Source organism: Candidatus Chlorohelix sp., assembly GCF_037138995.1.
Lineage (GTDB): Bacteria > Chloroflexota > Chloroflexia > Chloroheliales > Chloroheliaceae > Chlorohelix.
Map to the genome: position 1 here is coordinate 1 of NZ_JBAXHI010000063.1, position 13064 is coordinate 13064.

Consider the following 13064-nt stretch of genomic DNA (forward strand, 5'->3'; position numbering starts at 1 on the left):
GGGACAAAAAAAGGGCTAGGGGGATTAGCCCTAACCTTTTGGGATTGCCTTTAGCTGGCGCTGGCTTGTTCGCTCAGCGCCTTGCTCAAATAAGCGGCATATTGCTCATTTGTGATAGCGCCATAGCGGATAATTTGCCTGTTCTTTGCGGGGAAGTGGGAGGTTTTTGTTTGGGGTGGCGCATCTTATCGCAACCCAGAGGTTGCTCCTACAAAGCCCGAACCCTGTACGAGCGACATCTGGGTCGCGATTTCTCGCCCTTTTATTTATTTGTTTACTTGATATTTACCATAATTTAATTAGATAATTTAATCAATTCGCTCTATAATATTTAAGGATTGTAAAATGTATGTGCTATAAAGAGATTATAAAGGTTACAGTGGGCTAGAGTCTGAAAAGCATCAGTGGTGCTGGGCGCATTTAATTCGGGATTTCAGGCGAATGAGTGAGCGAGCAGGAGGAATATGGGGCGAAGAGGCTTTGGAGTTAAGTGGGTAGGTATTTGAGGAATGGCGGGAGTATCGCGAAAGTGAAGGGGAAATGAGCCTGGCGGAGTTGAAAGCAGCCTTGGGGTCAATTAGAGCTGACTTCAAACAACTCTTAAAAGAAGGAGAAACGCACCCTGATAGGGCGGTAAAGAGTTTGAGCAAAGAGCTAAACAAAGCCGAGGCTAGTTTGTGGGTATTTAGTGAGGTGGTTGGGGTGGAACCGACCAATAATGCCGCCGAGAGAGCTTTGCGACCTGCGGTAATTTGGCGAAAGACCTGTTTTGGGTCTCAGAGTGAAGGTGGGTTGCGGTTTGTGGAGCGGATGTTGACGGTGGCAGCCTCCCTCAAGCAGCAAGGGCGAGATTTGATTGAATTTATAACTCAGGCTCTTCGGGCCAAATGGTTTGGTCTGCCTGTTCCTAGTTTAGTCCAAGCTTGTGCCTAGCAATAGCCCCGTGAACGGTTACTCCGAATATCTATCGGTTTATAAAACTTTACAAAATCAATCAACCTTCATCTTCCTCAGTCGGGATAGTGGTGTCGTTGTCAATAACATTATCATTCGTAGTAGCAACTAGATTATCAGAGTCAGAAGTATCAGTAACGTGATTAACTCCAGCTATAATCCAGCCTACACCCTTATTGGGAAAGTGATCCAACTGATTCTGCACTTGGCTGCCCACACTGGCATTGACCGAAGCGTCTAAGGGTCCTAAGTTCTCTAAATCATCAGTTCCCCCGAACTGTCTATCTATCTTATGGTCAAGTTGCTGATTTTTTTCTAGGGTTTCGTTTGTTTCTTTTTCGTACAAGGCTCTTAAATTGTTGTTACGTGGCAATTGCTCATTTATAGTCAGATTTTGACCATTTTCTATACTTTCATTATAGTAACCCACCTTTTTTTGAGCTTCGGCTTTTTGATAGTCCGTCCATGCCTGTTTGTCCTTTACGTTCAAAACAAAAGCGGCAAAGCTCTCTTCATTTTTTCTTAGGTTAGCTTTTTCTTTTTCTTCCTCTGTTGGTTCATCCATACTGAACACTACTTCGTCTCTATCGGCATCAGTTATTATGGTAGGGTTTGCTTTGTCCTGCTCTTCGGCTTGCCAAATTTGAAAGTTTGCCCGGATTTTATCCGGGTCTTCAAAAGTATTATTAATATTGTCCAAAATACGTTTCTGAAAAGCGGGATGAACACCTGCTTCTTCTAGGGAGGCAATAAATTTTTGCTTTAGTTGTGTACCTGTATTAGCATCTCCAGGGATTTGCAACTTTTCTTCTTCACTGAAGCAAGAATCATCTTTATCCTCATCCGACTGTTCATAACGTTTCTTCATTTTTATCCTCTGAGTATGGCTGCTATTAACATAAATATACCAAGTACCAGATCCAGTGGTAGGGTAATACACCAAAGCAAAAGTATCCCTATACCCAAGAAAAACGAAGCCAGGATTGAACGTGGTATAACTTCAAATGCGATTGGTACTGTCATAGGTGGCTGTCCACTGAGTTGTATCTGTATCGGAATAATCTGATGACCAGGCGGGCGCAGTGATCTTACATACCCGCTAGTGATAAAAACTCTTTCCCAGATAGTGGTTTGTAGTGAAAAAGAATAATTTAAAGTTTGACCACCAAAAGAGGCAGTTGGAGCTAAGATGGTGCTAAAAGAAAAGCCTTCCTGCCCAGGATTTTGTACCGTAACAGTGGTGTAACCACCCTGCCCATTACCGTCGCGGCCCATATTTAAAAGTGTTAAAGTTCCGGTGATTATATCGCCTGTGCGTATTGTTGACTGATAATTCAACTTTGCCTGAATAGACGAAGTTGGTAAATTCGTGTCGCAGTTGCGCAGAAATATCTCTACCACTTCATTTTGATAAAGCTTATTCATATGGGCATCACTACCAATATACTGATTCTGCTGCAAGGATTTTGAGGACATTATAGCTTGCTGTTTCAGACGTTCGTTGCGTAATCCGTACTCAAACCATCGAGCAAGTTCACCAGAGGAAAGATGATGGGGAATCTCGTTCCAATGGCAACGATCTACCGCTGCGATAAAATCTCCCAGTGTCGAGGCTTGTTCGGGTGGGGCAGTAAACTCAAATGGCGCTCTGGCTTTGATGTTGTATTGCTGTGGTAAACTGGCGACCTCCGGCAGTGGTGTGGCAGGTGGCGGAGTGCTGGTAGGTAATTGCTTATTATAATCGGCACGTAGCGCAGGATCCAGCAAAATTCTTTCGGCTTCCTGTAAATACGCCAGCTTACGATTTGCATCATCCTGATCCTCTGGAAAGGGGGAGGTTTGTTGCTCTTGAAGCTGTTGGCGGGTATGTGCAATGCGTTGGCGAATGAAGTGTTCGCTGGCATCACGTTCTGCCTCGATAAGTTCATAGTAGTTACAAGCCGGATTAGATGTAGCTGAGAGTGGCTGCGCTATTGCTTCTGGTGGTGTTTCTACACCAACTATAGAGGCGCGGATAGAGTCTCCATTCTTTCTGATTTTATCTTGCAGCTCTGTGCGAACATTCGCCAAATTTTTGCTACAATATTCTTCTATCATCTTTTGCGCTTCTTGTGTTTCAGGATCTATATAACTAAAATTGGTTATTGACCTCCATTCGTCAGGGGGGTTGTTTTTATATAACTTATCCCTAAGCTTATTGGAAGCTGCCAACCCGATTCCCTTGATTATTCCCAATGTTAAATAGCAAACTATGACCGCCACTAACGAGAAAGCACCTGGAGAATAAGTATAATAAGAATAATGGGGGTGTACAGCTGTATTAAGAGATGCGGTTGCTACCCCAACCACTATCATAGGAAACAAAAAGCCTAGCCATGTTGGAATTGCCAGAGTAGCCATGTTTCCTATGCTGAAAAGCGTATATGCAAGCAATCCAAAGAGTAAACTACCGGGTATTTCGAGCCATTTATAATTTACCATGTCAAAAATCGCAGCGCTTACACCAACAATGACTGCTAAGACCATGCCTATTACCAAGTTAGCCCAGCCAAAAGTTAATCCCCAGCGTTTTATGGCGTAGTTAGGGCTATATTTTTCCGGTACTATTTGAACCGAAATTGAAAAGGGATAATTACCAGAAGGTGTTTCCAACAAAAGTTTGAAATCATTGTAGCGGCTGTTATAGCTCAACTTTGAGCTATCTATTTCAATCATCAAAACAGTATCGCCCTCAATAGCAATACTATCCAAACCTCGTACCGAACCGTCTGCATAGCCTAAACGAACTGGACGTTGCGTATTGGTACTCCGAAGAGTACCGTAGAAATAACCACGTCCCTGCCGAGCAATTTTCAGCAAGCGGTAAAATGGTTGGCGTGTGCGATCTAATGGGCCTAAATTCAGCGCTCCAGTCGGTTGAAACTCTCCTTCTAATCCCATAGCCAATAATGGTTGGGGATGAGGTAACATTGGATTAAGCACATGAATAACTTGCTCCAATAATATCCGGCTACTGGAACGGGAATTTCGAATGAGGTCAGCCACGTTGCGGGCTATGATTCCATCTACCTGTTGCAGCCACTCTACTAGGATACTACCTCCTGGGCTTCGCAAGAGATAAACGGCTTCTTGTGCAGTGCTATCTGCCAAAACCGAAATTTCTTGAGCGGATGAAGCATAGCGACCTGATCCTAGAACTAGAAGAGGCTTACAATTGAGAGTACGGAGTGGTGCATGCTCCATTACTAGCCACCAATAAAAACGGTGAAGGGTAAAACTCCAGTCATTATTGCACTGCCCGACGATTTCTAGGAAACGCTTGCGTGCTATTGCATCTGCTACCCCATAACGTAGCCACCCATCCATGTTACCATTACTGCACGCCTGTAAAGCATCTTCCCAACTTTCGGGAGCCATTTGCACCAAATCTACTAGGTCAGCGGCACTGTGTATGCCAAGTTGCAAATTACCTATACTGGCTTTAGCCAACGTTTGATTGTATTGTTCGCGTTGTTTAGGGTCTAACAGTTTTGGCAACAACTGATCCAAAAAACGAATCTTTTCCCTAGCACGTTGCGCAGTCAGGGCATCCACACTTTCGGCAGTTTGGTTTAGAGTTGCGTAAATGCGGCTGTAAGCAGTTTTTATTTCTTCTGCACTGGCAGAAGGATTCACACTTAGAATCTCGTAGTAATTACGGGCATGCTCCATCTGGTCGAGTAGCTTGCGCCCGTCTATGTGCTGGAAGTTATCACCATAACGATGCACGGCTTGCCCGACCCCGGTTTCATGTAAACCGCCTAAGCCGGACTGGTTAAGACCGCCCAAATAACCTTGCCCATTGGAAGGTTCCTCAGGTAGCGGATAGGTTGTATTCATTTATGAAAGGCTTCCTCTCCAAAAATAACTATGAATCCCAGCCCATTTGTTTTCTGATATGCTGGTGATACGCTTCCAAAGAACCATACTCCTTGTTTATACGGCGCGTATTTTCCTCTATCGCGTCTAATTCTTTATTCCAGGCTGAACCCCAGCCCTCATCAAAGCGGGGTATAGGGTGTTCTGATGGGTCGAAGCCAGAGTCGTCCCAATCTCCCTTCGGTGACACACCATAATCGTTCGAGGGTTCAGGATCCGTTTCCAACTTCTCGTCTTCTGTTATTTCCTGCTCTAACGGTTGGTCTGAAATCTGGTCGTCTTGATCTTCCTGCAAATCCATAGAACTCTCCTTTTACAATTATTTGGGAGCTGAAGACTCTTTCTGAGTACTAAATTCCACCATCAAGATTTCGAAAGCACGCGCGTGATAGTCTGACAATAACGTTTTTACTTTTAAAGCATCTTGCGGGTTGTCTTCCAAGTAAAGCGCACCCATATAAGCTTGAGCGCAATAGCTACTATTCAATTGGAGCATACTAGATGGTTCGGTCAAGTTATAACCCATCTGTGCAGTTACTCGTTTGATAGCTTTCCCATACTCAGGCCAAACTGAGCTAGGCAAACCGTCCGGTTGGGTGCTTTTAACAGCTTTTGCAAAAGCGATCATAAACTCCTGACGGGCAAATTTTGGCAAAGATTTGATCAAAGCCTGAAAAAGACAGTGTCTGGAAGCATTCCAAACGGAACAATGCGTGCAGGTTGGATAAGGCGCAACCCCCGATTTACCGGGTGTGGTTTTGGGTTGGGGTGCTGCTGGAACAAAAGGTAGGTAACTGCCAAAACTGTGGTCGGGTAGCTTCGTGGCTGTCAAGCTACGAATACCTGAGTCATCAATAATTGCCAATTTGTTCAAATCATCTATAAGATTGGGCACACCTAGATGAACCGGTCCGAAGGCGCTACCCACCAGCAAATGTCCGGTTTGAAGGTTACGAGCATAATCAGTTTGACGTTCATCCAGATTGAGCAACTGACTGTACAATTGGAAACTGTCGGGGTCCTCCAACCGATGCATCAATTTCAAATTGCTATTGCCAATAGCTCCTTGAATAAGATTTACCGGCATCTGTTCGGCTATGATAATGCCTTCGCCAAAGCCCCGTACTTCTGCCAATAGGTTACTGAAGTCTTCACCCGCTGCTCCTTGGGGACTAGCATGGTCCTGGTTAGCCTGGTTATGCCGAGCCATTACCCGGTGCGCTTCTTCAACTAACGTTACATGCAACTGTTCAGGACGATGGTGTTCAATATACTCGCTGACCAGAACTAGCAGCATACCCATAATCAAGGCTGTATCCTGAGGGGAACCAACCCGTCCTATTTCCATTATCACCGGACGTTTCATCATATCTCCGATCTCTATCGAAGACCGTTCCACATTAACCACGCTCCCGGCAGTAGCTATCAGATCGCGTATGCGAATTTCCGTGGCTTGCTCAATACTGCTCTGGGTTTCTTTGCCGTATTGAAGAGAAGCAGTTTCATTTTGTAAAGCAGCGTAAAACTCCGTAAAGTTCGGGGCAGGTGGGCTGTCCGGACCTCCCTTGCCTGTTTCAATATTCCAGCCCTTGTTCTCGTAACACTTGCGTAGCGCTGCCCGGTAAATGGCAGGAAGTGGGTCCCACATTGTAAAAGCGGCATTAAAGCAGCGCATCAGACGACTAATATGCTGTTTCAATAAGACCTTGTCTCCTACTGCAAAGGGATTGAAGCGGAATGGTGCAGTAGTTTCATCTCCCAAGGTAAAAACCAATAGATCGAGACAAATAGGTCGACGTTGCACCTCATTCCCAAAATAAAATGCAAACTGCTCATTACTCAAGCCATCCAGATTAGCTAGGCTGCGGTAATCCGGTTTGTCAATTGGATAAATCACCAAGAAGGGAATACGATATTTAAGCCAGAGTTGGGATAGCAGATAAAGACAGGTATTGGTTTTGCCGCTGCCGGTTGTGCCAGAAATCAGAGTGTGGCGAGCAAACTGACTCCAGGGCAGTCCAAAATCTTCGCCTGTGGACTGACCACGGTGAATAATGTTGCCCAATTTTACACTGTTTTCAATGAGAGAAGACCCCTCTTGCTTTGTCTGTTCATAGCGTGGGGCTACAAACGGCTCATCTTTCACTACTACACCAGCCATAAACCCGCTGGCAGGTGGAACAGGTAGCCGAAAAGCGCCGCAGGCTTCTGTGGCAGTAACAATGTAGCGCAACCGCTCCAGACCAGGCGCTGAAAGGGTAGCCCCCCAAGGGTACTGTTCAAGATAGCGCAAGTTATTGAGTGCAATAGCATGATCGTTGGTTTTTACCGGGTCGAACAACTGCCACTGGGTGGGGTAGTCATTTACAGTATTGTTCATACACTCGGAACCGAGTGCTTCCGCTACCGCAGCAGGTGCGCTTTTTTCACCGGCAATTTGGATTTTCAGCAAGAAAGTATGGTTTTGTTCTTTTACTAGTTGCGTGTAAACCCAACGTCCTACCCTAGAGCGAAAGACCAGATAAGCGTTATCGGTGGTAGCTCTTATTCTGTCTTCTCGCTCTAGCACCCTTGTCATGTCATCAAAACGCTGGGCTGCGCCGTTGAGATAAAGGATTTCATCGGCGTAGAGTGAGGTAGGACGCAAACAAATACTTACCACAGTTCGCTCTTTTTGAGTCGCAAGAGCTTCAAAAAATCGGCTCATCGCACTGAAATCCAGCGATGGAACCAAAGGATGAACAATGTAATCACCCACCTCCTCCCGCCGTCCTAACCCCATAGCGCTGGTGCGAATCGGTAAGTCCTCAAACTTGCGAATTTCCAACAATGTTCCTGGCTCTTTGAGGGCTGCGTACCAGTTAGCGTCCCCAAAAATTTCAAGAAAAGAAGCTTTGTCTGTCAGGGGTTTGAGAGGATAATTAAAAGGATCCTCAAGAGGGAAATTAGCAGAAAATTTAGCCCACAAGCGCAAAGAGACATCTCTAGCAGTCTTATAATCCGGGTCAAAAACTTTACAAACAAAGGCTATCCGTATTTTCCCCAGTTTGCCGGGAATAGTACTCGGTTGTTGGATAAAACGTAACTCGTAAGTAGCTTGTTTCTCGCGAAAGGTGGAAATATCATAGATGAAACGAATTTGCCGTTTTACAACTTTTCCAATTCTGGAGTCGGCAAAGTCGTTACCACGAAAGCTAGGAATAAAAGGAACTTCGGCTGCCCAAAAAATATGCCAGCCATCAAAGGGTTGGTGTTGTACTCCTTTTTTATCGGCATAACCTGTTTCTATATAGGCAGCTTGTTTTACTTCGTATAGGTAAGGTGTGCTGAGCATCTCTTTTATTCCGCCTACTATGTAATAGTTTTGATTAGCCGCATTTGTATCAAGACAGGCGTGCCTCTAGATATTCGATTACTTCCCGTATTTCACTTTCAATTGTCCACTCTTCCGGGTCTAGCAAGGTACACTCGATATTTGCCGACTGATTTTGTCCCTCTACCAGCACTTTTTGTAGAATAGGTGGAACTGCCGGGTAATCGGAGCCACATAACAAGCATACATAAGCTTGTCGCCCAGAAGAACGTAATTTGAAGTTTACTTCCACCAACCTTTTACCGGTGAGCATGCCGTTTGGACTGCGTTCCGGGGCATCGTTCGCATCAAGCACATAACTTAATTTTTTCAGCCGGGTTATTGCTTGCACAAAAGAAATACCCTCAGATTTTTCAGTCGGTGTACTGTTGAAAGCATTTGCACTGAAAGGCACTTGACCAGAGTCCTGTTGGTTTGTCTCAGCGCCAGTAGGCTGGCTAAAACCTCCAGGCGACTGGGCATACCCGGTACCCTGTGCCGGTTCAGTTGGCAGATAGTGATTTGGCGCGGGTTGGAAAGCGTTAGGGGCATATTGGTTAGGCATAAAACGGTTTACTGGAGCATTAAGATAATCCATACCGCCTCCGCCCATTTGCTGAATAATCTGGGGAGCAATTGCTTGGACATTTTGTTGACCATAGATAAGACTACCGTAAGTTATTGGAGCGTCGTAGGTAAGATCAATATGCTCACGAGTACCGGCAGCTTGCTCGGTAGCGGTACTAATGGTATTGGGTTGCTTGATCTCAGCTATAGTAATGTGTTCAACCAGTAAGCCAATGGAATATAAACGAGAGTCTTCGGTCAATGTGCTACGAATGAGGTGGTCTACGTCCACACGGCTAAATAACAGGTCATGATAATCACAGCGCCCAAAAGCTCGGCGGGTAGCCTGAGTAACACAATCCCGCAACGTTTTAGGAGCCGAAAAAGGGTTACTGCGGATGAAGCGATCTACCCCAGAATCGCCCCGTACACTCAGCACTTTGTTATCTACCCGAAAATTAACATTAAGGGTTATGGATAACTCGATAGGTTTACCGGAACGTGGCTCTTGACCATAATGGTTGGTTCTGCCAGTAAATTCATTGTGTACCGCATTAAATTTATCAGCAATCTGAATGCTTTCCTGCCGAGTATTCACAAGGACGAAGCGAATCTTGGAGTGAAAACCTGGTTTGGCTACACGATGACAGCCTGGCGGTAGAATAGCCCACAATTGATGATTTACATAAACCACCCCTGCCGTATTAGGTTCGATTTCAACCCCAGCGTTATTAAACAACCAAGACCAAAACCCAACTTCGTTAGTCTCGTCCCGTAAAATTAATACCGGTTCGGAGTTGTATGAGGGTGAAGGAATATTAGGATAGTTGCTCATTAACCTGAATCTCCTTTTTCTTTAGCCAAAGTTAAACACGCAATCGAATTTCACCTTGTACACTGCGCTCATATTTAGGCGCTTCCGCTACTGCTTCCAACAACCCATCAGCCCGACAGCGAATAAAGACATTGACCTCGGTCTGGGCTGGTAAATTAGGTAAATCGAACTGAAGCTCCCCTATAGTAATACACTGGGACAGTTCCGGTGTGTCACCTTGTACCAGAGAAATAACTGCCCCACCAGGGGTATTAGTGTGGTATTGGCGACTAGACCAGTTTTGCATGGGCAGTGGGGTGCCCCTTGATAAAATTATGCTGTTAAAGTCCGGCCCATTCGGTCTGGAGGCTACTACCCCGATTGAATAAGGCAAAATATCACTCACCTCTAGTCCGCCCAATTCATTACGTACAGCCTCACTTACTCCACCGAGGCGACCTTGGCGACCCTGACTATCCTGTTTGCTTTCTTCTTCAACTTTGATTTTGCCTGCCATCAATGCGGCACCATGCGCCACTGCTTTATCCGGATTTAGAGCGCTGTTAACTTTCTCTTTGCCAAACTTTCCGCATAGTCGTTCCCTTACTAAGGGAATACGGCTACTTCCTCCTACCAATAAAACTAGGTCGATTTGCGAAGTCGAAAGTTGCGCCTTTCCGATAGCTTGATCCATCTTTGTTTCTGCTCGAATAAGCGCCCCCTCAATCAGGCTGTTAAAAGTATCTCGGTTGAGATTTATCTGGTAAGATCTTCCCAACAAATTCAGTCGTAGCGTTGTTTCATGCCGATTGTGACCGCTCAGCTCTACTTTAGCCTGCTCTGCCCGGCGGCGCAGCTCAAAAAATTCCTGAGGGCCAAAACTGCGACGATCTACCTGATGTTGAGAAGCCAGTTGTTGGGCGATATAGCCGATAATAGCTTCATCAAAATCTTTCCCCCCCAGTCGGTTATCGCCATCAGTTGCGAGTACCCGTACTCTCCACCCACCGCTTGTTCCGGGTTCCATTCTTAAAATAGTCGCATCGAAAGTGCCTCCTCCTAGGTCATAAACTGCTACATTTTGAGCTACAGGCTTACGTCGCGCGGTATAATCCAGCGCGGCAGCCGTTGGTTCCGAAACCAACATTATAGAGTTGAACCCAGCTTTTTCCCCTGCTTTACGTGTACGCTCTTTCCCGCATGCGGTCATATTGGCGGGTACTGTAATAACCACCTGCTCTACAGGTTCATTTACTTCAAACTCTGCTGCTATTTTCAAACCTTTAAGGATTTCGGCGCTAATGTCTTCCGGTCTATATTGCTGATTGCGAAACTGTCGGACATATTGATCATTTTGATCACCTATCCTGCGTTTTATAAATTCTTCTACTCCTTTGGGATTAAAAAAACCAAGCTCAACAGCTTCCTGTCCAACCAGAATACGATTTTGGGCTTCATCGAAAAAAACCACGCTTGGCGTTGTATCCTGTCCATTGACAGATATAATCTCAGGCTTGCCCAGATCGTCTAGGCGTGCGATAGCTGAGAAAGTTGTGCCTAAATCAATACCTACGATCAAAGTTCTACCTCCTAAGATTAAGTTCATTTATTCAGGAACTTACTTCAACCATTCCATCGGCGTGATTTCCTTATCCGTCAGTACGTAGGGTTTCGTACACAATAAGGTCTATTTCCATTATGATACAGCTAAACGTTACTGAAAGCTTATTTCCAGTTGAATTGGGAAAAAACGACTCGTACTAACTTGAAGTTACTTGATAAATATTACACCAGAATTGCAACTAAAGTTTGTAGCATTTTAAACATTAGTTTGAGCAATTTTCGGCACATATTTGAGATTTGGTCAATCTGCAATACGTTGCATGTTCACCTGTTTGGTGGCTTAACCCAGATAGGATTATTAACAAACTGACCTTGACCGAAATAAGCTTAAATTACCCGTAACCGCTCAAACCATTTGGATAAGTTGCTCCCAAAATGGGGTTATATCACGATTTATCAAATCCTGAGCTTTTGGTAAACACGCTGGGTTCAAGGTAATTTCTGAGATAGAATTCTGCCCAGTAAAAACCTTTAGAATCTGAGCTTGCGCTAATATCCCCACTATTTTTTCAAAATCGGCGTTACGAACCTTCTCCTGTAAAATCCCTACTGATATTGTTTTACTACCTACCAAACCATAACCTAGCAGGTAAATTAGAAATTTACGGATGAATTCCGCTTTTGGATGAAGAGTAACGGGTACAACCAGCGGGTTTTCTGTTAGAATAATCTCCTCTACTACTTTTTTTGTTTCTTCGCTTTCTTCTGCAAGAACTACTTCAGTTTCTGAGGATGAGTCATTTATTAAAGTGGTATACACCACGATGTTAATAACTGGTTTTAAGCAAGTAACCTGTGTTATGGAACAAGTTAGAGTAACCCCCTCTGTAGTAGCAGTAGAGCTAAACCGATTTGCCAGAACCTCTTGCACAACATTTGCTACCTCACGTGACCCTGTGTATTCTCCTACCAATTCAATGATGCTCAGGTTATTCCAAATTGAGGGGCGCAAGTCAGAAATAGACCAGTATTCCTGACCAATAAGACTAAAAATCCCGTCATACACTAGGTTTCTCAGGTTTTCTAGAAAGTTCTTTACAACAGGTATAATGTCCTGAAGTTCATCTGGAACCGGGAGCAAAAAAGCATAGCCTGTTGGATTTTCGGTAGGAGCAATCACTAACTCAAGATGCACTTCATCATTTGTTATCAAATCTTGTTGTTGGGCAAGTATCTCCATATAAGACTGTAACTGAGCTCCACGGTTCTCTTGTGCCACTAGCAAGATAGAGTGATAAGATGCAGGTAGAGATTGTAATATTGTGTCACGGTTCTGTGCAAACTGTTGGTAATCATGTAATTTCCTCTCAAGTTCCGGGTCTAAATGCAACAGTTGCTGTCTCTCCGTTTCCAGAATTGACTTCCTAAGAAATCGTTGACCAGTGACAATAAGATTATCAAGGCAGTCCTGCATAGCTAATTTTAATTTTTCCTGCTCTTCCTGGTTAAGAGTTACGGTTTGTATAGCAAGTTCCTGCTGCAAACGAACTATATGTGCTTCTTTTATCCTCATGTCACGCTGTAATATTTCAAACTGTGCAACCAAAGAACTCATTTTTGACTGCTCTGTTTGCAGTTCAATTTCGAGCGATTCCATACGTTCGTGCGCATTATTTCTCAGTAAAGTAAGATTTTCACGTAAAGAGTTAGACATCTATACCTTCAATTCTACTGGAATATCACCCATTAAAGTGGTTATCGGTTCCGCAGTTGGTATTCTAAATGAACCAAGTTGACGCACTACTGTTGCAATCAAACTTTTCAGAGAATCATAGGCTAGTCTTAGAGTAATTCTGAAAACTAGGTCAAGGCGAAAGTTTACAAAGCCTTTTGAAA

9 protein-coding genes and 1 pseudogene are annotated in these 13064 nt (G+C 44.4%); 2 read left to right on the forward strand and 8 right to left on the reverse strand.

Features of this window, described 5'->3' with window-relative positions:
- Together WCK19_RS17245 and WCK19_RS17250 are read left to right on the forward strand one after the other, a co-directional pair.
- A partial coding sequence (locus WCK19_RS17245; RefSeq protein ID WP_342398642.1) for a hypothetical protein occupies positions 1-299 on the forward strand: 299 nt, incomplete at its 5' end.
- 76 nt (positions 300-375) lie between these two features.
- Positions 376-933, forward strand: a pseudogene (locus WCK19_RS17250) (transposase); the annotation flags it as partial.
- 61 nt (positions 934-994) lie between these two features.
- Here WCK19_RS17250 and WCK19_RS17255 read toward each other — a convergent pair.
- The 8 genes from WCK19_RS17255 to WCK19_RS17290 form a co-directional block, all read right to left on the reverse strand.
- A complete protein-coding gene (locus WCK19_RS17255) occupies positions 995-1822 on the reverse strand; it encodes a hypothetical protein (RefSeq protein ID WP_342398643.1) in 828 nt (275 codons plus the stop codon).
- A 2-nt stretch (positions 1823-1824) separates the two neighbouring features.
- The gene (locus tag WCK19_RS17260) at positions 1825-4833 is read right to left on the reverse strand and encodes a hypothetical protein (RefSeq protein WP_342398644.1); all 3009 of its coding nucleotides are present in this window, start codon (positions 4831-4833) and stop codon (positions 1825-1827) included.
- A 28-nt stretch (positions 4834-4861) separates the two neighbouring features.
- Positions 4862-5173 (reverse strand): hypothetical protein, encoded by a 312-nt coding sequence (locus tag WCK19_RS17265; protein WP_342398645.1) that lies wholly within the window; start codon positions 5171-5173, stop codon positions 4862-4864.
- An 18-nt stretch (positions 5174-5191) separates the two neighbouring features.
- Positions 5192-8206 carry a hypothetical protein gene (locus WCK19_RS17270; RefSeq protein ID WP_342398646.1) on the reverse strand — a complete coding sequence of 1005 codons (3015 nt, stop codon included), beginning with the start codon at positions 8204-8206 and terminating at the stop codon, positions 5192-5194.
- 49 nt (positions 8207-8255) lie between these two features.
- Positions 8256-9626 (reverse strand): SPFH domain-containing protein, encoded by a 1371-nt coding sequence (locus tag WCK19_RS17275; RefSeq protein WP_342398647.1) that lies wholly within the window; start codon positions 9624-9626, stop codon positions 8256-8258.
- Between the two features lie 31 nt (positions 9627-9657).
- A complete protein-coding gene (locus WCK19_RS17280) occupies positions 9658-11184 on the reverse strand; it encodes an Hsp70 family protein (protein ID WP_342398648.1) in 1527 nt (508 codons plus the stop codon).
- Positions 11185-11574: 390 nt separating this feature from the next.
- Positions 11575-12882: a hypothetical protein gene (locus WCK19_RS17285; RefSeq protein WP_342398649.1), complete on the reverse strand. Its 1308-nt coding sequence runs from the start codon at positions 12880-12882 to the stop codon at positions 11575-11577.
- Positions 12883-13064 (reverse strand): hypothetical protein (locus WCK19_RS17290; protein WP_342398650.1); only part of this gene is annotated, 182 nt, incomplete at its 5' end.

What these genes read in the sequence shown, in the direction of transcription:
- WCK19_RS17270 (WP_342398646.1), bottom strand. Translation starts at nt 8,206, where the DNA reads ATGCTCAGCACACCTTACCTATACGAAGTAAAACAAGCTGCCTATATA.
- WCK19_RS17265 (WP_342398645.1), bottom strand. Translation starts at nt 5,173, where the DNA reads ATGGATTTGCAGGAAGATCAAGACGACCAGATTTCAGACCAACCGTTA.
- WCK19_RS17275 (WP_342398647.1), bottom strand. Translation starts at nt 9,626, where the DNA reads ATGAGCAACTATCCTAATATTCCTTCACCCTCATACAACTCCGAACCG.
- WCK19_RS17255 (WP_342398643.1), bottom strand. Translation starts at nt 1,822, where the DNA reads ATGAAGAAACGTTATGAACAGTCGGATGAGGATAAAGATGATTCTTGC.
- WCK19_RS17285 (WP_342398649.1), bottom strand. Translation starts at nt 12,882, where the DNA reads ATGTCTAACTCTTTACGTGAAAATCTTACTTTACTGAGAAATAATGCG.
- WCK19_RS17260 (WP_342398644.1), bottom strand. Translation starts at nt 4,833, where the DNA reads ATGAATACAACCTATCCGCTACCTGAGGAACCTTCCAATGGGCAAGGT.